This window comes from Sinorhizobium sp. 7-81 (assembly GCF_030124405.1).
GTDB classification, from domain to species: domain Bacteria; phylum Pseudomonadota; class Alphaproteobacteria; order Rhizobiales; family Rhizobiaceae; genus Sinorhizobium; species Sinorhizobium psoraleae.
The window spans coordinates 867,815-891,785 of sequence record NZ_JASKLT010000002.1; the positions used below are offsets into that span (position 1 = coordinate 867,815).

Here is a 23,971-nt window from a genome sequence, read left to right on the forward strand (position 1 = left end):
CATCTGCGGTTCAGGCCGCTCGGCCCCAGTCTGCTGCGTATCCGTCAAGTTGCTGCTGTGAGAACCGGCGCATGTCTGTCGGATCTTCCATGTATCTGCAGTACCAGGCGACAGTCATTGCCACGGCCTCGTCCAGCCGGAGCAAGGGCTTCCAGCCGAGTTCGACATGCGACTTCGTACTGTCGAGGCGCAGAACGACCGACTCGGCCGGTTCGTCGGCCCGGCGTTCGACGACGTATTCGGGTGGTTGGCCGCCCCATTGAGAAACGACCAATTCCGCGATCGCACCGACATTCACCGTTGCGTCCTTTTCGGGGCCGAAATTCCAGCCACCCGCAAAGCGCGCGCCGGTTTCGACGAGGCCGGCCGCCAGCATGAGGTAGCCGCGAAGCGGCTCAAGAACATGCTGCCACGGTCTCACGTTCTTCGGGTTGCGCAGGCGCGCCGGTATGCCGGTTTCGGCAGCACGCACCAGGTCCGGAATCAGCCGGTCGGCGCCCCAATCTCCGCCTCCGATCACGTTGCCTGCCCGCACCGTGGCAAGTTGCGGCCCCCCGGGATCGCTGAAGAAGGAGGAGCGGTAGGCCGCGGCAACCAGTTCGGCGCATCCCTTCGACGAACTGTAAGGGTCGCGGCCGCCCATGGGATCGCTCTCTCGGTACCCCCACACCCATTCCCGGTTCTCGTAACATTTGTCGCTCGTGACAATGACGATGCCGCGCAACGACGGCATGCGTCGTGCCGCCTCGAGCACCACGGCGGTTCCGATGACGTTGGTCATATAGGTGTCGACCGGCGTCTCGTAGGAGGTTCGCACCACGGCCTGCGCCGCCATGTGAATGACGAGGTCGAAGTCCTGCCCGCCTATGCCCTCCATGAAACCTGCCTCGGTGCGAATGTCGCCAACGCGCCCCTCGACGAGGCCCTCGAGGTCAACGGCGGAGCAGAACGAAGGGGCGGGCGCCGGCAGTGCGACGCCAACCACATGCGCGCCGAGACGGCGAAGCCAAAGCGACAGCCATCCGCCCTTGAAACCGGTGTGCCCGGTAACGAGGACCCGGCGGCCGCGTAGAACCCGTGAGAGATCCGACTCGTTCACGTTTCCCGCTCCGCCTAGAGCCTTGCCAGCGGCAACTCAACCGCGGCAGGTTGAGGTGTCGGGCTTCGGTCGAATTGCATCCACGGCGGATCGTCGGTTTCTGCAAGGCCGTTCAGATAATCGCGGTCGCGTATCGTATCCATCGGATGCCAAAAGCCCTTGTGCTTGTAGGCAAAGAGCTCACCATCCCGGGCGAGATTCGTAAGCGGCGCCATCTCCAACGGATCCGACGGGCCAGAAATGTAATCCAGAACGCCTGGTTCAAATACGAAGAAGCCGCCATTGATCCAGGTCTCATGCCTGCGCACCTTTTCCGTGAACTCGACGACCTTGTCGCCCTCGATCTCCAGGTTGCCAAATCTCGCCGGCGGCTGCACGGCGGTGACAGTGGCCAGACGACCGTGCGAGCGGTGGAAGTCGAGCAGCGCTTCGATATCGATATTGCCGACGCCATCCGAATAGGTGGCCATGAAGGTCTCGCCGTCGAGCCAGTCCCGCAGCCGAAGCAATCGGCCGCCGGTCATCGTCGAAAGGCCGGTGTCGACCACCGACACGTTCCAGTCGAGGGGATGAACCGGGCGCAGCACCATGGAACCGTTTCCAAGCGCGACAGTGAAATCCGCGGTCGACAAGTGGAAATTGTGGAAGAAGTTCTTGATGAACATGCATTTGTAGCCGCCGGCGACGACGAAGTTGTTAAAGCCCCAGCGGCTGTATATGTCCATCACGTGGAGAATGATGGGCTTGCCGCCGACCTCCACCATGGGCTTTGGAATGCGTGTGGTCTCCTCGGCGAGGCGGGATCCCATACCTCCTGCGAAAAGAACGACCTTCATGACGGCCTCCAACAACTTTAGCGACGGAAATCCGATTGGATCATCCAATCGGTGTCGTGCACGCGTCTACCGCGTCGCCCTGCATCCTCTCGGACGCACAAGGTTCGCAAAACTATATTTGCTGCGTCGCTTCGCCTTAAATCAAAGCCGGCCTAAGGAACAATAGAAGTAAACGGGTGCGCACAGCGAACCGATAAAAACGCATCCGCGAGGGGCGTGAATGAAAAAAGCGAACAAGCCGAGCGGGCGCGAAGATTTCAGTACTAAAACGACTGTAACTAAGCTATATTTCTCCGAAATTATTCCAGAAATATCTTATTTAAGCTCATGCTATCCATCCTTCCGTGAATCCGCAAGCTGCGCGGTGTCAGGATAATCCCTATGGCGTTGTCGGGAATAACCCGGGATGGTGCCGAGGAATCGCTTTCGATACAGAGAAGGATGTCATGAGGCCCCGAGACTTTGGACCGTGCTTCCCAAAGGCGAGCAGCGGCTGCGGGCCGGCGGCAACGTGATCGATGTCCCAACTACTGGAATGTCTTTGCGGTCGGGGGAATCTGAATGACGGATGTTAAAGAGGCCACTCCATCACAGGTCGCAATGCCGTCGGCAGACCTGAGGGCGCTGCTCTATCGCGTTGCGATCGTCATTCTCTCGGCGCTGCTTCTTTTTGCCCTGCTGCTGAGGGTGATGAACTACGAGATGCGCAAGGACGAGCAGCTATACGTGCCGCCAATCGCGCTCCTCGATCACCATCGCCTCTATGAGGATTTCTTCTACAATCATCCGCCGGGTTCGGCCTGGTTGTTCCATTGGGTCGGCGCGATCGTCGGATCGGACCATCTGTTGTTCAGCGGCCGGCTGTCGGTCTTTCTTGCCTGGATGTTGTTGCTGGCGGCGATCGGAGGCATCACCTACTCGCTGACGCGATCCGGCCTGATCAGCTGGTGCGTCGCCGCTGTCACCGTTGCGAACGATCTCTTCCTGACGCAGACGGGCATGGCGGCGACGAATAACTTTCTACCGCTGCCTTTCGCGTTCATCGGTCTCGGGCTGTTTGTGCTCGCTGTCAAAGAGAGGCATCCCAGGCCCCTTCTGCTTGCGATTGCAGGCTTCTGCCTGTCACTTGCCGCTGCCTTCAAGATCAGTGCCGTGGCCTTTATCCCGCCGGTGGCGATCGCAGCCTTTCTGCTGCCGCGCGCTTGCGGTTTCAAGGACCGCCTTCTGCGTGTCGTTGCGCCGCTTGCTGTGGGAGGTCTGGTGGGAGGGATGCCGGTTCTCATACCCTTGCTCTCGGCGCCGCAGAGGTTCCTTGCCCATGTTGCGCAGTATCACACCGGCCCGCATCTGCAGTATTGGCGAATAGCAGATGCACCCGGGGAAGAGCAGGCTTTATCGCTGATGGCGAAGCTGTTGCTCGCACAGAGTATATGGTTCTCCGCGACCTGCGCCGTGGTGATTTCCGTTCTCGTCGCACTTCTTCTAACGGCGCTCCAGGCGCCGGACGACGGTGGGCGGGCCCGGCTTTCTCGTATCGTAAACGGGCCGCTTCTCGTTGTCGCCGGCGCGTTCGTTTGCAGCGCCGCCATGAGCCTCTTGCCCACGCCCAGCTTCCCCCAATATTTCGCGCCGCCGCTGATCTGTCTCCCCTTGGGGCTCGCTCTGCTTTTCGGCAGTCTTGCGCCCGAGACGCGAACACGCTTCCAGCCGGTGTTTGTTGCCGCGACGATGGTGGTTCTGGCGATCGAGGCGCCGCGCCTTGCCCAGTATATCGGGACGGCTGTCCGGCCGGACCGGTGGACGGTAACGCGGGTTCACGAGGCAGGTGTTGCGATCTCGCAGCGGATTGCGGTTGCGCGCGCGCAGGGAAAGGTGGCCACGCTGTCGCCGATCTATCCGCTTGAGGGTCATCTGGAGGTCTATCCGGAACTGGCGACAGGGCCCTTCGCCTATCGAACCGCAGATTTCACCGAACCGGCTCTTGCAGCCTGGTACAGGATGACGTCGCCGGGTCGAATTACGGCCATGTTCGAGGCTGACCCGCCGGCGGCGCTGCTGCTGGGCTTCGACGAGGTGCTTGAGCGGCCGATGCTCGATTATGCGCGGCGAAATGGCTATCTGCCTTCAACCGACCTTGGGTTCAAGGACCGATATGGCAGCCCGGTGCTGTATATAAAGCCTTCGCCGCAATGATCTGCTGCATGTTTCCTTAGTTAGGAACCGATTTAAGGACAAAAACATGCAGCAATTCAAAGTGCGACGGCATCGTGACGCGCTTTGCGTCTCCGTTTGTGTATGTCGTCATCGCAAACGGCTGTGCCCGGTTAAGCTCAGGCATGGCGTTGCGCACGAGGGGGAGCAGCGCTTTCGCTATAGCTCGACTTAAGCGACGGCGGCTTAACAGATCTCGCGATCACGTTGTCCCATTGCTGCAAAACAGATGAGGTCGCATATCGCGCCGAGGCGGCGGCCGAGCCACAGGTAGAGAGCTTATTCCTTAAGGCCGGGTCGGCCATCAGCGAGAGAATGGCTTCACTCAATTGCTGGACATCGCCAGGGGGAACAAGCAAACCGGCATCTGGACTGCTGAGAATTTCCGATGGCCCCCACGAACAATCGAATGCGATCGACGGTAACCCTGCGGTCATCGCCTCCAGAAGCACGTTTGGAAAGCCTTCGAAACGCGAGCTGAGCACGAAGATGTCGCCCGCTCCAACCCATTCGAGCGGAAACCTGGTAACACCAGGCATTTTGACGTTATCGCCAATGCCGAGATCTCGGGCGAGGTGCTCGAGGGCGCCGCGCTGAGAGCCGTCGCCAAATATGGTCAACTCGGCCGTTGGAACGGATCGTGCCACGTAGCTGAACGCTTGGAGAAGCAAATCGAAACCTTTCTGCTTTTCCAGGCGCCCGACGGCGACGACGCGAGTGCCTTGGCTCGGAATGCGTGCCACATCGGGCGGGAGCGTCACCGGGTTGGGTATGATCTCCGCCTTCCCGCGCAAGTTCGGCGGCAGCGATTGAAAGGCATCCTGAGTTTGCATGACCAAGCTGGCTGCACCTCTGACAGCAATCGGCTGAATGAGCCGCCAGAAGAGATGCGTCTCCTGGGACGTGAAGTTGTTCCGCTCGGACATAATGATCGGCGTGTTGAGCCCACGGGTGGCCAAGCCGACCAGTACGTTGACCTTGGTCAGGAAGGAAACGACAAGATCCGGTTTGAGCGCCACTAGCCGACGGCGAAGTCTCGACAGCCGTTGTGCGGCTTGCGCGATCCGTGGCATGGCGCGAGCCGAACCTCCAAGCGCCTCGATCGCTATGGCACTGCTGTAGGGGAAATAGGATTTCGGGCCATCGGCATTGACTGCAAGAACGTGAACAATATCGCCTTGTGCATTGCGATGGTGCGCAAGGAGATTGACGACTTTTTCCGCGCCGCCCGCGCCGAGCCCCGAGAGGACGAATGCTATCCGCAAGGTAACCTCCAACGCTTTGCCCCAGGGCCTTCTCGCAAATGTCTTTTTGTCGGCGGGGCAGGTCCGGCCGGATTGCTTGGTCGGGTGAGCAATGTGGGTTCGCTGTAGAATGGTGGCCAACCACATTGCGGCCACTTCAGGTTTCCATCTGGCACGTTGCCCCCTTGATCCTACGGGAAACGTCCGAGAATAACGAACTCGGTCGGTGAACGGTTTGCTGGCATCAATTGACGCTCATCCAGCCGTGGGTCAAAGCGAAGTGCACGATTTGCGCCCGCGAACGCAGGTTGAGCTTTTCAGTGGCTCGTGCCTTGTAGGTCTCGATCGACTTGACGCTGATGTTCGCGTGGGCGCCGATCTCCTTGTTCGAGTATCCGAGCGCGACCAGTCGAAGGACGGCCTGTTCGCGTGCGGTTAACCCCAGTGCACCGATCGAAGCCGAGCGTGCAGCGCTCCGGTCGGCGACGGGTGTCGCCATCTCGCGCGCCGTCAGGGAGTCGAAAAAGAGCCCGCCGAGCATCACCGAACGTATCGCCAGCAACAGGTTCTCCGCGGCCGAACATTTCTGCACAAATCCTTTCACGCCAACCTGCAGCGCTTGCTGAACGTAAGAACGGTCATGATAATGGGTCATTATCACCACGTGAGCGGCGTGACCGTTGGCTATGACCTTCGCGGCAAGTTCGAGACCGCTCATGTCCGGAAGGGACACGTCGAGTATGGCGACATCCGGTGTGGTCTGACTGATCTGCGTCATGGCCTCCGCGCCGGTCTTGGCTTCGCCGACGCAGAGAATATCCCCGGATGCCTCGATGAGCGTTCGTGCGCCGGCAATCACCAGCGGATGATCATCGACGATGACGGTGCGGATGGGCGGCTTCATGCTGGCGCTCCTTCCTGGTGTACAGCCGGGGAGAATTGCATGGGAACTGTCGCTTCAAGCCGCGTGCGGCGCCGGGCTCGACCTTCGACGCTCAGGGTGACGCCGAATTTCACGACGCGATCCTGCACGCCGGCAATACCGACAGGACAAAGCTGCATTTGTTTCAATCGCACGGTCACCAGCGAAGCCGTAACCGGATGTTTTACCAAGGGGAAATTGCTTTGTGAGTTCGTCATGACAAAAGTTACTCCGCCAAGACATAAAATAAGTTCGTTCGTCAACCAATCCGTTGATTAATAGTCATTGGTCCTGGTGACCGGGAAAAACAATAAAAGAAAGTCATGCATTGCGCTTTAGGTTTGAGCATAACAGATAGTTCCGGTGCGTCAACTTTGCGAGGCGCCGGCAATAGTCGTCATGCCAGAGGCGACGGGCTGCCTAGGGCGTGATCACGCGAAACCGGATCTCGCCAGTATCGCCCGTGCCAGCATCTGATCACGGCTGCATACACGCCCGGCAACATTGACCACCCGTCATTGCTGAACGCTTCCATTTCTCAGCCACCCATCAAGATCCCTGCCGACGATGGTACCGAGCTTCTCTATCTCCGCCGCGTAGAAGTCGCTCATGCGCGCGCGCAACTCACCGCTCAACGGTGCGTACTGCACTTCGGCGGCGGCGATCGACCGTAGCTTTTTGAAGCTCGCGCTTTTCCTGAAAGGCGCGACCACAGGCTTCAACGGGCGCAGCAGACGGCGCAACGTCGGGTTGATCACCGGCTCGGCCTTGTCTTTGACTTTCTTTTCCAGAGGCCGCAGCGGCTGGTCGTTGGTCATCTTCATGAATTTTCGGACGCGATCGAGCTGTGCACTCGCATCGATTTTCATGTCCTCGTAAAGAACGACGAGAATCTGCTCGGCTGGAAACCGGTCGAGATAGGCTTGCAATTGCTGAAAATACAGCCCGCCGTTCAGGAAGCGTCCGCCGGCACCGCTGCGGGGATCAAGATATCTTGCGATATCGCGATCCACCTCGCCCCTGCGATAGAGCATGCAGTAGTCCGAGTAGGCGCGCTCGATTGGGTTGCGTAGCTGGGCGATCAGCAGTGCCTTCGGCAGCTTCTGGCCTATCCGTTCCGCCGCGCCCTCGGTGTCCATATAGGAATTGGACTTTTCGCCGACGAGACGTTGATCCTTCTGTCCTTCGAAGTTTGAAAGGTACCACTCGTCTCCACGATCATAGTAACGACTGAAATAATGCAATTCTGGAGCCGGCATGTATATGTTCGGGTCTTGCTGCAGTGATTGCTGGAGCCACGTCGTGGCGCTTTTGGTCGCGCCAATGATCAGGAAATCGATGTCCTGCAACTTCATGTTATTCCCCCTCACAGAGCTCGCGCGGAGCTGAAGATAACGCATCCACAGATCACGCGCAGCGAACGCTCATCATTTGGATCGGCCTGAAATTCGCAATTCTCCTGCGCGCACCTGGCGACACGCTCGGTCGGGACCATTAGCCGAGGCGAGCATCAGGCCCGCCGCAAACACACGGCTGCCGCGTAGTTCATCGCTCGCAAAGGGAAAGGCTATGACATTTTTTCCGGAACTGGGAGGAAGGCGTTCTTCCTCAGCGCCAATGACGTAAGCCACGTAAGTAGGTCCTTCTATTCAAAAGCCGGTGCAGGAAAAGCATTCGTGCTCGAAATCGACAAAGTGCATCAAGGAACTACAGGCAATGTGAGCATCATGATAATAAACGTGTGCAAGTTGGGCAAGCAGTGGCCACGAGTGTCGAGCAATTGCGTGATAACGGGCGTCGAGAGAGCCCTACCGTACCGCCAAGGCCTGGCGATACGCGACCGCCATCATCGAGAGCCAGATCAACGCCATCGCGATATGAGCCATGTTGGCCCCCATCGGGCCGACCCGTGGGATCAGGATCAGCGCGGTGGCATGAAACGCAACTGTCGCAACGAGCACGCCCTTCAAGACTCGATCTTCCCGCCCCATGGCCAGAAGCGCAGAGCGGGTGACTGTCCCATACAACGTCATCGTCACGGCAATGGATTGAACGACGACCAACGGGGCCGCCGCCTCGAATTCCGGACCGACAGCCAGCCTTAGCACCGGATCGATCGTCAAATAGACCCCGCCAACCAGCAATAATCCGAAGCCGAGGAGGAGCGTCCGCATTTGTACGACAGCCCGATGAAACTCCTTGATTGCGCTTGCGGCCCAGGCCCGGGCCAAATCCGGGTAGAGCACGGCCTGGACGTGGTCACCGATTTGCAGTGCCATGCGGCCGATGCGCTTGGCGATGTGATAAAGACCCGCGGCGGCCGGGTTGGCCAGGTAGCCGACGAGAAGCGTGTCGAGCTGGTTGGCACTCGAACGCAGCGTCAATGACAGGTTCGTCGAAATCGCGAATTTCCAAAGCCCTGGAAAGTGGGAGGTAATACCGCGGACAGACGCAGTGAGCATGCTAGCCAACATTCCCCGTTTTCGCAGCTCCGCAAGCGCAAGGACGACGAGGGTCAGCGAGCCGACGATCTGGGCTGCCATCCATATCAGGACGAATTCACGCAAGGTGCCGCCGGTGAAAAAGCCGATCGCGCACAATACAATGCGGAAAACGCTTGAAGCGACCTGGCCATAGGCGATTGATCGAAACTTGCCGAACAGGCGCAGCACGGCCATCGGCATGCCGGAGATCTGAAACGGCAGAATGGCGCAATAGAGGGTGACGAGCCCCAACATCTCTGACGAGATCCCGAGCCACGGACCGAAGGCCCACGCGAGCGCCACGGCGATCACGCACCCGGTCGCGGCGGCGGAAACGTCAAGCAGGAGGCCGAATTTGAACAACGAATTGAGCTTTTCGGTGCTCTCCGATTGCGCACCGAACTTGATCAGCGGCTGCCAGGACTGGAAGTTTACGAGCCGTTCCACCGCGCTCGTGTATGTGAAGCAAAGTGCCAAAATGCCATATTCGGACGGACCGAGTGCCCTTGCAGTCAAGGCGAATCCAACGAGGCCTAACAGCGAGGTGAGCGCATTTCCGGTAAGTAGATGTGCTATATTTCCAAGGCGACCCTTGAGGCTTTTTTCCCGAGCGAATATCTTGCTGAGGCCGTTGAAGTTTTTGGCAAGTTTTTTCCGGATCGCCAAACGATACCTCCTGCCTCCAACGAGGCCAGCTGATAAAAGAGGCGCCGCCCTACGGCCGAGGCACGGGGTTGATGCCCTTGTTAAATCTTCTGTTGGGGTGGCCTGACATCGGGGGCAAGAACACCCGCCGCCATTCGTACATATAGTTGGCGCATGAACCCTCGTGGAAAGCCGCCTTGTCGATCACAGCCCCGGCGCAAAAAAATAGCTAAAATCCTTTGACGTGACAGTGCGAGGGAGAATATAGTCGCTCAATATATTTTGACAGCCTTTTCTTTAATGCTTTTTGGGGTGCGGTTGCGATGGGGATATTACCTGCGCTAACGGCCGTGAGCTTGCCTTTGCGGGCTTGGGGCGCATATATGTTTGCGGTCCTGCTGCTGGCAGTCGTATTTTCAATGGGCCCCGCGTCGCGCGGCTACGCCAGTGAATACCGGCTCAACACGGGCGATATTCTGACCTTTGACTTCCTCGACGATGCTGAATTGCCTGTCACCGCGACTATTTCCGGCAACGGCGAAGCACAGTTCCCCCTCATCGGTGGGGTTAACGTCGTGGGTCTGACGATAACGGAGGCCTTGGACAAGCTTCGCAACGAATTCCGGACTCGCGAGATCCTTGTCGATCCAAAGCTGTCCCTTAACGTGTCGACCTTCCGGCCAATTTTCGTTCTCGGCGAGGTCAGGAGCCCGGGGTCGTTCCCCTTCTACAGCGGCCTGACGGTCGAGCAGGGCATCGGCCTCGCAGGTGGTATGCAGGTCATCGCGGCGAACGCATCCGACCGGCTGATCGCACGCGCCCGTCTGCGCGCGGAAGTAGAGGCCGCAAGAGCCGAAATCGTTCATGAAGCCGTCTATGCGGCAAGACTTGCTGCGCAGTTGAAATCCAGTGAGAAGATCGACCTGAACGACGTCCCGGAGTTCGCGCGCGCATATGTCGATGGCGTGCCGCTTGATGGCGTCATTGAGCTTGAGGCGAAGATCCTGAAGGAGGATCTCGCCGCCCACAAATCGCAGACGCAAATTCTCACGGAAGGAATCGCCCAGGCCGAGGGTGGGATCGAGATCCTGAACGAGCTCGTGCAGCAGCAAAAGGATGTCGTTAAGAACAGCGTTGAAGATCTGGCGCGTGTCGGCGCGCTTCGTAAGCGCGGGCTGAACACCGAAAGCGAGCTTTCTCGTGCCGAGAACAGCGCGTCTGCCGAGAAGGCCCAGCTCCTGCAAACCTTCGCGACCCTTGCGCGGACACGCCAGGAACTGAGCGAGCTGAAGCTAGAACTTGCAAAGCTTGCAGCTGACAGGAAGAAGGACATTCTGACCCAGCTCCAGCAGCGTGAAATTGCCATCAAGAAGCTGATTTCGAATCAGCACTCCGCGGAAGAACAAATTCTGCTCATGGCCGCGGTGGCCGAAGATGAAACCAAAAAAAATCAGATTTCATATACCTATGAGATCCGTCGAAACCCGGTCGGCGGAAAGCCGACCAGCCTACAGGCGTCCCTCGTGACAGAATTGCTGCCGGGCGATGTCGTCGTCGTGGGTATCGCGGGCATGTAAGGATCGTCGGCAAGTAATAAGTCCGCCGCGCGCCAAAGGGACATTAACTTGAAGCCCAATCGAGAGCATGCAGTCTCCGCTTTCAGTTTGCCTGCTTCCTCGGGATCATACCATCTCAAGCGTATTCTTGAGTGCGCGCTTGGCGGAACGCTTTTCGTCCTCTGCCTACCGCTGATGGTGATAACGGCGGTGGTCGTTTGGGTGAGCCTTGGCTTGCCGCTGTTCTTCACCCAGGCGCGCGCAGGCGCGGGCATGCGTGTCATCACGGTCGCCAAGTTTCGCACGATGACGAACGCGCGCGGACCGGACGGCGTCCTGTTGCCGGACCAGATGCGGCAGACCGCCGCGAGCGCGCTGTTACGCAGGCTCCGCTTCGACGAGTTGCCGCAGCTGCTTGCCGTGCTCTCAGGCGACATGTCAATGGTGGGGCCGCGCCCGCTGCCGTTGGCGACGGTTGCAAGCTTCGGTGAACTTGGCCGCATTCGCTCGATGGTTGCCCCGGGCATGACGGGCTGGGCCCAGGTAAATGGCAACACGCTGCTCTCGGATGACGAGAAGATCGCGCTCGATCTCTGGTATGTCGCGCACGCTAGTCTGTGGCTCGATGTGCGAATTCTCCTGTTGACGCTGAAGACGCTCGTAACGGGAGAACATATCGACGAGCGGCATCTAAAGGTTGCTAAGGATTTTCTTTTGCATCACCCTTGCGGTCAGCAGCCGCGAATGATGATGCGATAGCATGCCTGTCGGCTGGCCCGGTTGGATGGCCGAGGGTTAAGCGCGTGCATGGCGGCAAGGTCTTTTGGGGGTCCCATGGATGGTTCGCATTTCTCTTTTGGACGCACTTTGGTCGTCGCTCCGCATCCTGATGACGAGGTGCTCGGCGCCGGCGGGACGATCGCGAAGCTAGCGGCGCAGGGCGAGGAGGTCTTCGTCGCGATCGTAACCGAGGGAAAGCCGCCGGCTTTCGACGCGGCGACCATAGCCAAGACGCAAGCCGAGGCGAGGGAGGCGCACCGGGCCCTGGGAGTGCGAGAAACCTTGTGGCTGCGTCTGCCTGCGGCCCAGCTTGCGGAGACGGCGCATGCCACCGTCAACAGCGCGCTGCTCGACGTGGTTCGCCGCCTGTCGCCGCGAACCGTGCTCGTGCCGTTTGCAGGCGATATGCACATGGATCATCAACTGACCTTCACCTCGGCGCTGGTCGCCTGCCGACCACACCAGACCGAGTATCCGAAGCTGATCCTCGCCTACGAGACGCTCTCGGAAACGAACTGGAATGCGCCGTATCTATCGCCAGGATTTCTTCCAAATGTATTTGTCGACATTACCGCGCAGCTCGAAGTGAAGGTGAAGGCAATGCAGCTGTTCGCATCGCAGCTGCGCGAGGCACCGCACGAGCGTTCCATAGCGACACTACGCGCGCTCGCCACCCTGCGCGGCGCGACCGTGATGCGCCAGGCGGCCGAAGCGTTCGTCCTGGTTAGGCAGGTCATTTGAGCTTTGTGGGAACCGGCCGGCGCCATCGCCGGCCATCCCCGACTATCCGATGCTCCTTCGGCACATGGCCGGAGACCGATCAAATGCAGATCTGGAGGGATAAATGGGACGCTGGCCGGTTTACGACGAGGAGCAAATCGAGGACGTCGTGTCCGTCCTGAGATCGGGCGAGGTGAATGCGTGGACGGGGCCGCATGTTCGTGACTTCGAGGCTGCATATGAGCGCTATCTTGGTGTCGAGCATGCGGTGGCTGTGGCGAACGGAACGGTGGCGCTCGACCTCGCGCTCTTTGCGCTTGGACTTCAGCCCGGCGACGAAGTGATCGTTACCCCACGCAGCTTCATCGCTTCGGCATCCACGGTGCCGATGGCAGGCGGGGTTGCGGTCTTCGCTGACGTCGATCGCGATAGCCAGAACATCACCGTCGAAACCATCAGGGCGAAGTTGACGTCGAGGACCAAGGGCATCATCGTCGTGCATCTCGCCGGCTGGCCCTGCGACATGCCGGCGATCATGGCGTTCGCCCGCGAGAGGGGGCTGTGGGTCATCGAGGACTGCGCCCAGGCGCACGGTGCCGAAATCGACGGTCGGCCGGTCGGCAGCTTCGCCGATATCGCGGCCTTCTCCTTCTGTCAGGACAAGATCATCACCACCGGAGGCGAGGGCGGACTGGTGGCCATGAACGATGACGAACTGTGGAAGAAGGCCTGGAGCCGCAAGGACCACGGCAAGTCCTATGATGCCGTTTACAACAGGCATCATCCACCGGGCTTCCGCTGGCTGCACGAATCCATCGGGACGAACTGGCGCATGATGTCCATCCAGGCGGTATTGGGATCACGGCAACTACAGCGCCTTGAGCAATGGCGCGGCATCAGGGCGCATAATGCAGCCATCCTCGCCAGGGCCGCCGAGGAGATCGATGCTCTGCGTACCCCTCTGCCGCCCCCGGGCATCCGACATGCGTGGTACCGGTTCTACACCTTTCTCAGGCCGGAACTCCTGAAGCCGAACTGGAGCAGGGACCGGATCGTAGCGGAGATCAATGGAGCGGGGGTCGTCTGCTTCAGCGGCAGTTGCTCGGAGATTTATCTGGAGAAGGCATTTGCCGACATCGGCATGGGCTCGGCCGAGAGACTGCCGAACGCACGGGAACTTGGAGAGACGAGCCTCGCATTTCTCGTCGATCCAGCCCTCGATACGGCCACGATGGAGGAGGCTGCACACGTCCTGCGTGAAGTGTTTGCGAGTGCCAGCCACGCCAAGGAAGCGCGTTACGCCGCACGAACGTCATAGCTGTCGTAGCTATAGAATCAAGATGCGGGGGTGGCGATTGCCGCGATCAGACCTGCATTCCGGTGCGGCCGACAAGGTGCTTGGCAGCTGCCGTCAGATCCGCGGCGCACAAGCGCTCGATTTTAGCCACTTGCGCATCGTCCAGATAGTCTCTGAACCCGCCTGCCTTGCCGCGCCGCATGCGCAGGCTTTCGACGTCGTTTCGGTCATAGTCATGGGCCGGAATGCCTTCGGCGCGCTCTCGAGCCTGCATGGCCTCGAAGCGGCCGGCCTCGACCGCTGCCCGGAGAGCCTTTCGATCCATTGGGCAGCCGAGAAATTCAAGAGCCGCTTCCACTTGCCGCTCCGTGTCGGCAGAGAGAGCCTCATAACTCAGAACGAAGTGAGCGCGATTGGATAAGCCGCCGGCCCAACCATTCAGATAATCGATCATTGCGGGCAGCCCCTGGTCGCGGTCCGCTATGAAATCCGAAAGGCTGCCCGCGAAACGGTGCTTGTGGCGGCTCGCGTGGAAGTAGGCCGAGACGATCACGTCGCGCGGGTCCCGGACCATCATTATGACCGGGCGTTTGAGAAAGAGGCTTGCGCTATAGTCGAGGTGGCTGACAAGGACCGTGGGGATCACGCTCTTCTCCCCGCGAAAGCGATAGCCGGGAATTCCGCGCACCGGGTCGAGATCGAAATTTGGCACGATCGAAAACATGTTGTGAAGGTCTACCGGCTCGGAAATCCCGGCGATTGCAGCGAGGTAGTGGGAAAGAATGTAGCGGAACCATGTGCGGCCCGACTTCGGATAGGAGATCAGGAAACTGTCGGCGTGAGCCGCATGTACGGTAAGCCGTACGCGCTTCGCCACCCTACGCCATGCTCGCTTGACAATGCTGGCCATTATAGTCTCCACAATCCGGCGTTGCCGAGAAAGTATAAAACTGCCATGCGTCAAAGAGGGTAATAAATGCTATCTAGCGTAACTCACCTGACTTGCAGCTTTGAACGCTCAGAGCGGGCAGAACCAATCAATAGGCGGAAAAATATTCGTTCCGCGTTCTCTGGGGGCGATTGGACCTCCTAGGGTATCTATGCCGACGATGCTTTTTATGTCCGGAAGTACCGATAAAATTAATATTGATTCTCCGAATATCGCCAAATACAGTCCGTAAAACAGCTAGAGCTTATTGACACGATTGTTGAAAATCAATTCGGTTAGTTGATTCTGAAATAAAAAACTTGCATCCTGTCAATAGCGCACTCGCCATTGCACCTGGGGGAGCGCCGTGCCGACGCCAGAAATTCTGTTTACCCGTTCGGAGGTCACCAGAGTCTGCACGATGAGACGAGATTCGCCCCGATCCTTGGGCCGTCGGGGGAGGGGCATTTCGATATGAATGAGAGTGCGGATTCCCGGACCTTTGGATTGTCGAAGATCGCTGGCGCGCGAATAACGATCGTCGTTCCAGGCCTTGGAGCGGGCGGCACCGAGCACGTGGTGAACGTCGTCAGCAACCACTGGAATAGGCTCGGCTGCACGGTGACGCTCATCACGCTGGAGCCGCCGGATGCGCAGCCCTATTACGATTTCGATCCCAAGATTGCCGTCGTGCGCCTGGGGGTGCCTCCTCGCAGGGCTTCGAAGATGCGGTCCGGCTCCCTCGTGTTTCGGCGATTTCAGCGGCTTCGGACCGCTGTCCGCGGTTCGCGGCCGGACCTCGTCCTGAGTTTTCTGACGCGAACGAATGTCCTGACGCTCCTGGCCACAATCGGCCTTGCGGTTCCGGTAATCGTTTCCGAGCGCAACAACCCGTCTCTGCAGCCGCTCGGACCGTTTTGGAGATGGCTCCAGAGGGGCCTGTATCCGCGAGCATTCGGCATGGTCACGATGACCCAGGGGGCCCTCGACCAGTTCCCAGCGAGAATACGCCGCAATGGATGGGTAATCGCCAATCCCGTCGATTTGCCCGACGGCTGGCAGAAAAGGCGTGGAGAGAACATTCTGGCGGCGGTGGGCCGCCTGACCCGCCAAAAGGGGTTCGACCTTTTGCTGGAAGCATTCTCGAAGATCGCCGAGATCCATCCCGAATGGAAGTTGGTGATTTGGGGTGAAGGTGATGAAAGGCGCAGCCTGGAGGCTTTGCGAGATGCCCTCGGCCTACAAGAGCGCGTGGAAATGCCGGGGCTGACCCGGCGACCGGGGCTTTGGATTGAGAACGCGGACGTCTTCGTCCTGTCTTCACGTTACGAGGGATGGGGGATTGTCTTGCTGGAAGCCATGGCCGCGGGCCTGCCCGTCGTTTCCTACGAATGCGATTGGGGGCCGCGCGTCATGATAACGCATGATAGCGACGGCATACTGGTGCCGAGGGAGGATGTCGAAGCCCTTGCGAAGGCACTTGCACGGGTGATGGCAGATCGTGATCTTAGGGAACGGCTGGGGACGAGGGCGGAGGCGAGCGCTCAAAGGTACATGCCCGAGCAGATACTTGCCGAGTGGGACCTACTAGCCTCCTGCGCGCTGATGCATGCGTCGAAGATGCACATGCAGATACCTGATAACGCCGTCTAATCTGGCATTCCTTTCGTCGCGATTGCTCGACGTCGTGTTGGCGGAGCGGGTCACGCTTGCCTGCAGCGCGAAGGCGATTTCAATCTCTCCGGTCGCCTTCGGTCGCTGAAGAGCAAGCTGGGTCAGAGAATGGCCCGGCGCGCACGCTTTCGAGGACATTCATCGAGGTCGACGCTGTCCTGCGGCGTTCGCGTTTATCACGCATCGCGCGCCGCTATCTCGAAGTCTCCTGTGAGAAGGCCAGGCCATCGATCTGGCCGCCTTTCAGGCGGTAGACCAGGGATTGCGAGAGGCCGGCGCCCGCATTGCCGCCCGGATTCTCATGAGCATAGCGCACGATGCCCTCGTCCGGAGCGTTGCCGAAACGCTGGCGAAGGGAGTCCGGGTTGCCGCCAAGGGTGGGAACAGGCAGTCTCCAACTCGAAACGTCGAATTGGCCCTTGTCGCAATCGTCACGGCTCTCTGCAGTGTCTTCGACAGAAACCATGGTAAGCGTGGGCTTCGCCCCGGAGGCATCTTCGCCATCGGCAATGAACCACACCCGGTGCTGACGGTCCCTTGCAGGGATCGTGTAGCACAGCCAACCGACCGCAATATTGCCGGCCGAGCGTGTCCGAATTTCACCGCCGAACGCTGCTTTGATGTCTTCGAGCGTGGTTTTGTCGAGAACGATATCGAGCTGCGGCGTCTTGACCCGTTCGACTAGTGGTTGTTCGAAATTGTATGTCGGTGCATCGGCGGTCTGGCCGCCAAGGATCAGCGAGGGCAGGCCCGAGAGCTTGCCGTCGCCAGCCGAGATGCTGCCGGCGGAGGGGAGGAGGGTCATCGCCACGAGGCCTGCCGTCAGCCGTATCGAGGCACCGTGGCACGTATGGACGGCGGCAGCGTTTGCAATCTTCTTTGGCATTGCACTTTCCTCGCCTTGATCGCCAATATCTCTGCCGGGAAACTATGCGCGCAACGGCCGGTTTCAAGTCCTCAACGGCCACACCAGCCTTGAGCGGAGCGCCAACAAAGCGCTGCGCGCGAATGCGTGCACGTCAAACACGCAACCGCCTTGCACGAGCGTGCTCCGGTCTCCATCAATCATAAAACCAGATCACGCAGGATGGTGTTGCGCTCTGACACCTTTACAAGGCATCTGATATGTAATTTGTCATCGTGGCTGGGAACCTCATGGCGGTCGGCCGCAAACGGGAGGGCGGGGTCCATGAATGTAGCTTCAAGTCATTGCAGGAATGGCGTGTTTCTCGCCTCGTCTGTCCTGTTTCTCCAGCTGGTTTTCGCGCTCATCGGCCCTGTGGCCGCACAGGAATCGGCGGTTACTCCACCGCCGGCCAAGGTGCAGCAATTGATCGGACTGCTTGATGATCCCGAGGTGCGCCAGTGGCTCGCGTCCAAGCAGACCGCCACACCAGAGGCAGAGGCACAAGCACCCTCGACGGTTGCCTCCCGATTGGTCGCCCAAATCAAGAAGCACCTTGTCGGCATGCGTGATGCGGTTCCTCGGATGATGCCCGAATGGCAGGCGGCAAGAGATCGCATCGCGAGCGACATGCAGAACCATGGAGCAATGCCAATCCTCAGGGGATTTGCCTTCATACTTCTCGTCGGTTACGGCGCCGAATTTTTCCTGCGCTATCTCCTCAGGCGCAGTTCGCACCGTAACGCTGCACAATTCACGGCTGGTCTCGCCGCCTTTGCTCGCATCGCCCCGCTTGTGGTTTTCGCGATCGCAGGCATTTCCGCATTCGTGCTCTCCGACTGGCCTCCCCGACTGGAGGCAGCGATCGCACCACTGCTCATAGCCTGGATCGCCGCCCGCCTGCTGATTGCTATCGCATCTGCGGTGCTCAAGCCAGCGGCGGAGGCGGTAGTGACACCGGACGCGGAACAGGAACATGCCGTTCTCGCTCCGGCTGCAGCGCGGTACTGGCTCAATCGATCGGTACTGTTCATCTGCGCATTCGCCGTTGCGTGGGCGGTTGGCGACTTGATGCAGGCGCTGGCGTTTCCGGCTGACGTCCGCGACCTCGCCGCGGCGGTTCTCGGGCTCGTTGTTCTCGGCCTGGCAATCGACACGGCGCTTCGCCGGCCTGTCCAGAGCGTGGCGGCTGCGCGTCGGATGCTCCGCAACGCGATGATCGTCGCCTTTCTGGTGCTGCTGTGGCTCCTTTGGGTTGCCGGCATGAAAGTCTTGTTCTGGATTGGCATCTATGTTCTCGGCTTGCCGCCGCTGTTGCGCTTTACCAGCGCGACGACGAGGGCGATACTCGATACTTCGGCAACCGACGGTATGCGCGTGTTGCGCAATGTGTTGATCGAACGGGGTGCCCGGCTGGTGATCATCGCACTGGCGGCGGCCTGGCTCGCCGTCGTCTTCCGCTTCAATGGCAACGCAATGATTCAGGACGATGCCTTCAATCGCATCTTCCGCGGCGTTCTCGCCGGTGTCGTCATCTTGCTCGCGGCAGATCTCATCTGGCAATTGGCGAAGGAGGTCATCAACCTGCGTGTGAACCAGGCCAGTGTCGAGGTCGCGGATCCGGCGCAACTCGCCCGCAATATGCGCATGCGCACGCTACTGCCGATTCTGCGCAACTTCCTGGCCGCCTTTATTGCCGTGGTTGCAGTGCTCATGGTCCTTTCCGGCCTCGGCGTCGCGATTGGTCCGCTGATCGCCGGCGCGGGCGTGTTCGGCGTCGCGATCGGCTTCGGCTCGCAGACCCTGGTCAAGGATATCATCAGCGGCATCTTCTACATGATGGACGATGCCTTCCGGGTCGGCGAATACATCCAGAGCGGCAGCTACAAAGGCACTGTCGAATCCTTCAGCATCCGCTCGGTAAAACTGCGCCACCACCGTGGCCCTATCTTTACCGTGCCGTTCGGGTCACTTGGTGCGGTCCAGAACATGAGCCGTGATTGGGTCATCGACAAGTTCCTGATCAACGTCTCGTACGACTCCGATATTGCGAAGGTCAAAAAGGTCGTGAAGGGAATCGGCGCGACACTTCTGGAGGATCCTGAGTTGGGGCCGCTGATCATCGAGACGGTAAAGATGAAGGGCGTGGAGCAGTTCGGGGACTATGGCATCACCCTCAGCTTCTCCATGACGACAAAGCCGGGCCACCAGACGCAGGTTAGGCGGCGGGCGCAGGCCTTGATCAAGGAAGTGTTCAAAGCGAATGGCATCATGTTCGCCTCGCCGACGGTGCAGGTTGCGGGTGATGATACGCAATCGACAGCGGCGGCTGCGGCTACTCGCGATGCTATCGCCAAGAAAAACGCGGCGATCGCCCAGGCCGAGGGGATGCCGACGGAGTAGTCGTTACAATCCGGAACCAGAGGCACTGCCAGCATGCGTGACGGGCGCCGGTATGCCCGCGATACCGGCCGCCGAAGGGGCACCGTGCGGGGCCCATGTTGACATCCGATCGGGAAGGCGGGATAGCTCGCCTCGAATGAAGATCGCTTTTTACGCGCCTTTGAAATCGCCCGATCATGCCGTCCCCTCCGGCGACAGGCAGATGGCGCGCCTGTTGATCGATGCGCTTCGGCTGGGCGGACATGATGTCGGCATTGCGTCGCACTTGCGCAGCTTTTCGCGCGAGGCCTCCGAGGAACAGCTCTCGTCGCTTAGAACGGAGGCCGAGCGAGAGGTTCGCCGTCTCCGGCGCCTTTGGCGCGACGAGGGATCGCCGGACGCGTGGTTCTGCTATCATCCCTATTACAAGGCACCTGACCTGATCGGCCCTCGCATTTCGGGGGAATTCTCCATTCCCTATGTCACCGCCGAAAGCTCTTACTCCTACCGCCGCAATGTGGGTGCCAGGAAGCCAGCTCAGGATGAAGTCGCGGCCGGCGCCAGACAGGCCGCCGTCAACATCTGCTTTACGCAACGCGACCGCGAAGGGTTGGAGGAAGCGATTCCGGGTGTCCGCTATGCCATGCTCGCGCCGTTCATAGACGTGGCGCCGTTCCACGAACCGCGGCAAACCGCGGCCGGCGTTTGCCGGCTCTTGTCGGTGGCGATGATGCGGCCGGGTGACAAGATGGATAGTTATCGGATGCTGGCCAAGGCGCTGACGCTCCTGGTCGATCTGCCCTGGAAAATGTCGATCGTCGGCGACGGCCCCGCTCGGGCAGAAGTGCAGGGGGTGTTTGCCGGGCTGCCGGCCGAGCGGCTGGACTGGCTCGGCGAGAAGGAGCCTGAAGCGATCGCCGGGATTCTCGCACGCGGCGATCTCTATGTCTGGCCGGGCTGCGGCGAGGCCTATGGCCTCTCCTATCTTGAGGCGCAAGCGGCTGGCCTGCCGGTCGTCGCACAGCGAACCGCCGGCGTCCCGGAAGTGGTCAGGGATGAGGAAACAGGCTTGCTGACGAAAGCCGGTGAGATCGACCTGTTCGCCGCAGCGATTCGGCGGCTGATCAGCGACACCGCCCTGCGCGCCGAGTTCGGGGCAAACGCGCGCCGCTTCGTTATCGAACAACGGTCGCTGCAGGCGGCGGCAAGACGCCTCGGCGAGATCTTCAGGGATTTTGTGGAGAAGGCGGCATGACGGAGACGTCGGTTTGGCAACCGGTGATCGACAGGCTGGATCGCTTGCGTGCGGCCGGGCAGCGCGTCGATTTCTGGTTACGCGACGATGACGCGGTCGAGCCGACGCCGGCGCTCGACCGGCTGGTGGAACTGACGGAACGCTTTTCAGTGCCGGCGACCTTGGCCGTTATCCCGGCGCATACCAACGGCGAGCTCTCGCGTTATCTCGCCTGCCGTGACAATATCAGCATTGCCGTTCATGGCTGGGAGCACCGAAACCATGCGTCACCGGCGGAAAAGCGGCAGGAACTCGGTGGCCACCGGCCACGGGAGATTGTTCTCGACGAGTTAAGCAAGGGGTGCTCCCGACTGAGAGCGCTCCATCCCTCCTCCTTCGTGCCGCTGCTCGTCCCGCCATGGAACCGGATCAATGCAAACCTGCTTGGCGGATTGCCGGAGATCGGCTTCAGGGCCGTGTCGGTGTTCGGTCCCGAACGGAAGCCCGCGCGCAATGCGGAGGACGCAACAGCGAGTTCGCTATCCGCTTTTCCGCGGCTGAGGCTTATCAACACGCATGTGGATGTAATGGATTGGCGCGGAACGCGCGGCTGTCGGGATCACCGGGAAATCATTCGGGATATCGTACGGCGTCTGGACGAAATGAACCTGGACGAGGAGGCGGTCGGTATTCTCACGCACCATCTGGTCCACGACGAGAGCGTATGGGAATTTCTGTCGCGATTGTTCGATCTCACCGCTGCACACCCCGCCTGCCGCTGGCGCAAGGTCGGTGATTTCATAGCTCGATGATCTGGTGATCGCGGGCCGCGAAGGCTCCCTCGAAAAAGGCCTGTACTTCCTCTTCCATCGCCGCGATCTCGACGTCCGTCCGCGACGGATCATGGTGGAACATTGCCAGGCGCGGTACGCCGGCAGCTTGCGCCAGTTTGGCGCCGTGCATGCCGGTCGAGTGTCCGTAACCTCGATAGGTCGGCATCTCCGATTCGAGATAGGTGCAGTCGTAGACCATGAGGTCGGCACCGGCGATGAACTCGAGGAGTGTAGGGTCGAGAATACCGGCCTCGTGCTCCGTGTCGTAGATCAAGGCGACGGCGCGGCCGCCCCAATCGACCCTATAGCCGACGCAACCGCCTGGATGAACGAGGCTCATCGTGCGGATGGAAACGCCCTTTCGCGGTGAAAGGGTTTCGCCGGGGCGAAAATCGACGCAGTCGAGGCTTGCCTGGCAGATGCCTGGGCCAACCGGAAACCAGGGCGGCCGCATGAAATCGTTGATCATTTCCTGGGTAGACATCGTGCCGTGAAGATGGCCGGACCAGAACCGCACCGCCGAACTGCAGCGATAGATTGGCTTGAAATAGGGAAGCCCGATAATGTGGTCGTAATGGGTGTGGGTGAAGAAGACGTCGTACTCGGCGACGCCCTCGGCCATCAGCGCCAGCCCCGCTTCGCGCAATCCCGAGCCGGCGTCGAAGATCAGGACTTCGCTGCCGCAACGGACTTCAATGCAAGGTGTATTGCCACCATAGCGTAGGAACTGTTCGCCGGATACCGGCAAACTGCCTCTTACTCCCCAGAACCGGACTCGAAAGGTGTTTTCCTGCATTCCTGTTTTGGCTTCGTGCTGTCCGCCTCGGCGCTTTTGCCTGCGTGCATTTTCTCTAGACAAGCACAGATCATAAGGGTCCTGCAACGCCATAAGTTCCAATCAGATTGTAGGGCTTGCTTTATTTCTAAGTTCTGCTCTCCAAAGCCTGTATTGAAACTTTATCTACAGATCTAACGTGATCTGGAGCAAAACGAAGAATTGAGAAGCGATTTTTCAGCCACATTCGGGCTGAAGGCAAAGGTTGGACGCGATCATGGCGCAGGCAGCTGATATGCAGTTTTACGACAGCCTCCCCCTCTTCGAGGCATTCGAAGGGGTTGCCGACGAGGCCAACTACCGGCCCTTGCCGGATAGATGGGTGCTGGCGGTTGCAGACATCGTCGATTCGACCGGCGCCATCGCGGAAGGTCGCTACAAGAGCGTCAACATGGCGGGCGCAAGTGTCATATCGGCGCTGATGAATGCGCTCGATGAACGAAACCTGCCCTTCGTCTTTGGGGGTGACGGGGCGCTCGCGGCAGTACCCGAGGCAATGGCGGCAAAGGCACGAGCGGCGTTGGCGGCCGCGAAGACCTGGGTGGCGGAAGAGCTGAACCTCGATCTGCGCGCCGCACTTGTTCCGGTCAGCGACATACGCACCAGCGGGCTCGACATGCGTGTCGCGCGCTTCAAGGCAAGCGAGGAGGTGTCCTACGCCATGTTTTCTGGTGGCGGCGCCAGTTGGGCAGAGGCGCAAATGAAGGCCGGGCGCTACCAGATCGAGGCCGCGGCGCCAGGAAGCAGGCCGGATTTGACCGGACTGTCCTGCCGCTGGAATCCGATTGTCTCGCGCCATGGGGCGATCGTCTCGATCATTGCTCTTCCTGGCCCGCAAGGCAATGGTCCGGAGTTCCAGGCACTTGTCGGCGACATCGTGGCATTGGCCGAAGGCGAGGAGCGTGGCGGACACCCTGTGCCGGAAAATGGTCCCGAGCCGCGGCTTTCCATGCAAGGGGTCGCGGTCGAATCGCGCGCCGTAGCGCCCAGAGGTCGACGCTTCCTCGCCTGGTCTTGGATAACGCTGCAGAGCCTGGTGCTGTTCTTGTGCTTCAAGCTCGGCTGGAACCTCGGCAAGTTCGATGTCACGCAATACAAGCGTGATCTGGTCCGCAACTCCGACTTTCGCAAGTTCGACGACGGGCTGAAGATGACGATCGATATCGGCGTCGAGCGGCTGCGCCAGATCGAAGAGCGGTTGAAAAGGGCGGCCGATGCCGGCGTGTCCAGCTACGGATTGCATCAGCAGGATTCCGCGCTGATGACCTGCATCGTACCGGCGGCGATGAGCCGCGACCACGTGCACTTCGTCGACGGAGCCGCCGGCGGTTACGCAATGGCGGCGAAGAATCTCAAGACGCTCGCTCCAGCCGGCTAGCAATAATGGC

Annotated in this window: 20 protein-coding genes; 10 read left to right on the forward strand and 10 right to left on the reverse strand. The window is 59.9% G+C overall.

Annotation, left to right across the window (positions count from 1 at the left end; genetic code table 11):
• Window positions 1-10: 10 nt before the first annotated feature.
• Together rfbG and rfbF are read right to left on the reverse strand one after the other, a co-directional pair.
• On the reverse strand, window positions 11-1,099 hold the full coding sequence (rfbG, locus tag QN224_RS11250) for a CDP-glucose 4,6-dehydratase (protein WP_283976713.1): 1,089 nt from the start codon (window positions 1,097-1,099) through the stop codon (window positions 11-13).
• 14 nt (window positions 1,100-1,113) lie between these two features.
• Window positions 1,114-1,935 carry a glucose-1-phosphate cytidylyltransferase gene (rfbF, locus tag QN224_RS11255; protein ID WP_173512254.1) on the reverse strand — a complete coding sequence of 274 codons (822 nt, stop codon included), beginning with the start codon at window positions 1,933-1,935 and terminating at the stop codon, window positions 1,114-1,116.
• Between the two features lie 561 nt (window positions 1,936-2,496).
• On the opposite strand from rfbF, the gene QN224_RS11260 reads away from it, so the two are divergent.
• Entirely contained in the window at window positions 2,497-4,128 is a 1,632-nt protein-coding gene (locus QN224_RS11260; protein ID WP_173512255.1) for a glycosyltransferase family 39 protein, read from the forward strand.
• Window positions 4,129-4,265: 137 nt separating this feature from the next.
• Here the strand turns inward: QN224_RS11260 and QN224_RS11265 are convergent, their stop codons facing one another.
• From QN224_RS11265 to QN224_RS11285, 5 genes are all read right to left on the reverse strand, one after another.
• Window positions 4,266-5,537 carry a glycosyltransferase family 4 protein gene (locus tag QN224_RS11265; protein WP_283976932.1) on the reverse strand — a complete coding sequence of 424 codons (1,272 nt, stop codon included), beginning with the start codon at window positions 5,535-5,537 and terminating at the stop codon, window positions 4,266-4,268.
• A 97-nt stretch (window positions 5,538-5,634) separates the two neighbouring features.
• Window positions 5,635-6,294 carry a response regulator transcription factor gene (locus QN224_RS11270; RefSeq protein ID WP_283976714.1) on the reverse strand — a complete coding sequence of 220 codons (660 nt, stop codon included), beginning with the start codon at window positions 6,292-6,294 and terminating at the stop codon, window positions 5,635-5,637.
• Complete coding sequence (locus tag QN224_RS11275; protein ID WP_283976715.1) at window positions 6,291-6,530, reverse strand: hypothetical protein; 240 nt, start codon at window positions 6,528-6,530, stop codon at window positions 6,291-6,293. Before QN224_RS11275 ends, QN224_RS11270 begins: the two co-directional genes overlap by 4 nt.
• Window positions 6,531-6,827: 297 nt before the next feature.
• Window positions 6,828-7,667: a sulfotransferase gene (locus QN224_RS11280; RefSeq protein ID WP_173512259.1), complete on the reverse strand. Its 840-nt coding sequence runs from the start codon at window positions 7,665-7,667 to the stop codon at window positions 6,828-6,830.
• A gap of 453 nt (window positions 7,668-8,120) precedes the next feature.
• Entirely contained in the window at window positions 8,121-9,461 is a 1,341-nt protein-coding gene (locus tag QN224_RS11285) for a lipopolysaccharide biosynthesis protein (protein ID WP_173512260.1), read from the reverse strand.
• 302 nt (window positions 9,462-9,763) lie between these two features.
• Between QN224_RS11285 and QN224_RS11290 the strand changes: the two genes are divergently transcribed.
• From QN224_RS11290 to QN224_RS11305, 4 genes are all read left to right on the forward strand, one after another.
• On the forward strand, window positions 9,764-11,017 hold the full coding sequence (locus QN224_RS11290; protein WP_173512261.1) for a polysaccharide biosynthesis/export family protein: 1,254 nt from the start codon (window positions 9,764-9,766) through the stop codon (window positions 11,015-11,017).
• A gap of 48 nt (window positions 11,018-11,065) precedes the next feature.
• Window positions 11,066-11,755, forward strand: a complete 690-nt coding sequence (locus QN224_RS11295; RefSeq protein WP_173512262.1) for a sugar transferase — start codon at window positions 11,066-11,068, stop codon at window positions 11,753-11,755.
• A 75-nt stretch (window positions 11,756-11,830) separates the two neighbouring features.
• On the forward strand, window positions 11,831-12,517 hold the full coding sequence (locus QN224_RS11300; RefSeq protein ID WP_283976716.1) for a PIG-L deacetylase family protein: 687 nt from the start codon (window positions 11,831-11,833) through the stop codon (window positions 12,515-12,517).
• Window positions 12,518-12,620: 103 nt separating this feature from the next.
• On the forward strand, window positions 12,621-13,814 hold the full coding sequence (locus tag QN224_RS11305; RefSeq protein ID WP_283976717.1) for a DegT/DnrJ/EryC1/StrS aminotransferase family protein: 1,194 nt from the start codon (window positions 12,621-12,623) through the stop codon (window positions 13,812-13,814).
• Between the two features lie 46 nt (window positions 13,815-13,860).
• Here the strand turns inward: QN224_RS11305 and QN224_RS11310 are convergent, their stop codons facing one another.
• A complete protein-coding gene (locus QN224_RS11310; RefSeq protein ID WP_283976718.1) occupies window positions 13,861-14,703 on the reverse strand; it encodes a sulfotransferase domain-containing protein in 843 nt (280 codons plus the stop codon).
• A gap of 492 nt (window positions 14,704-15,195) precedes the next feature.
• Here QN224_RS11310 and QN224_RS11315 point away from each other — a divergent pair, with 492 nt between their 5' ends.
• Window positions 15,196-16,374 carry a glycosyltransferase family 4 protein gene (locus QN224_RS11315; RefSeq protein WP_283976719.1) on the forward strand — a complete coding sequence of 393 codons (1,179 nt, stop codon included), beginning with the start codon at window positions 15,196-15,198 and terminating at the stop codon, window positions 16,372-16,374.
• 214 nt (window positions 16,375-16,588) lie between these two features.
• On the opposite strand, the gene QN224_RS11320 is transcribed toward QN224_RS11315, so the two are convergent.
• Window positions 16,589-17,281 carry a hypothetical protein gene (locus QN224_RS11320; RefSeq protein WP_283976720.1) on the reverse strand — a complete coding sequence of 231 codons (693 nt, stop codon included), beginning with the start codon at window positions 17,279-17,281 and terminating at the stop codon, window positions 16,589-16,591.
• 303 nt (window positions 17,282-17,584) lie between these two features.
• Here QN224_RS11320 and QN224_RS11325 point away from each other — a divergent pair, with 303 nt between their 5' ends.
• From QN224_RS11325 to QN224_RS11335, 3 genes are all read left to right on the forward strand, one after another.
• Window positions 17,585-19,702 carry a mechanosensitive ion channel domain-containing protein gene (locus QN224_RS11325; protein ID WP_283976721.1) on the forward strand — a complete coding sequence of 706 codons (2,118 nt, stop codon included), beginning with the start codon at window positions 17,585-17,587 and terminating at the stop codon, window positions 19,700-19,702.
• A 136-nt stretch (window positions 19,703-19,838) separates the two neighbouring features.
• Window positions 19,839-20,936: a glycosyltransferase family 4 protein gene (locus tag QN224_RS11330; RefSeq protein ID WP_283976722.1), complete on the forward strand. Its 1,098-nt coding sequence runs from the start codon at window positions 19,839-19,841 to the stop codon at window positions 20,934-20,936.
• A complete protein-coding gene (locus QN224_RS11335) occupies window positions 20,933-21,727 on the forward strand; it encodes a polysaccharide deacetylase family protein (protein ID WP_283976723.1) in 795 nt (264 codons plus the stop codon). Before QN224_RS11330 ends, QN224_RS11335 begins: the two co-directional genes overlap by 4 nt.
• On the opposite strand, the gene QN224_RS11340 is transcribed toward QN224_RS11335, so the two are convergent.
• Window positions 21,714-22,544 (reverse strand): MBL fold metallo-hydrolase, encoded by an 831-nt coding sequence (locus QN224_RS11340; RefSeq protein WP_173512271.1) that lies wholly within the window; start codon window positions 22,542-22,544, stop codon window positions 21,714-21,716. The genes QN224_RS11335 and QN224_RS11340 overlap by 14 nt on opposite strands.
• 256 nt (window positions 22,545-22,800) lie before the next feature.
• Here QN224_RS11340 and QN224_RS11345 point away from each other — a divergent pair, with 256 nt between their 5' ends.
• Complete coding sequence (locus tag QN224_RS11345; protein ID WP_283976724.1) at window positions 22,801-23,961, forward strand: DUF3095 domain-containing protein; 1,161 nt, start codon at window positions 22,801-22,803, stop codon at window positions 23,959-23,961.
• The last annotated feature ends 10 nt before the right edge of the window (window positions 23,962-23,971 follow it).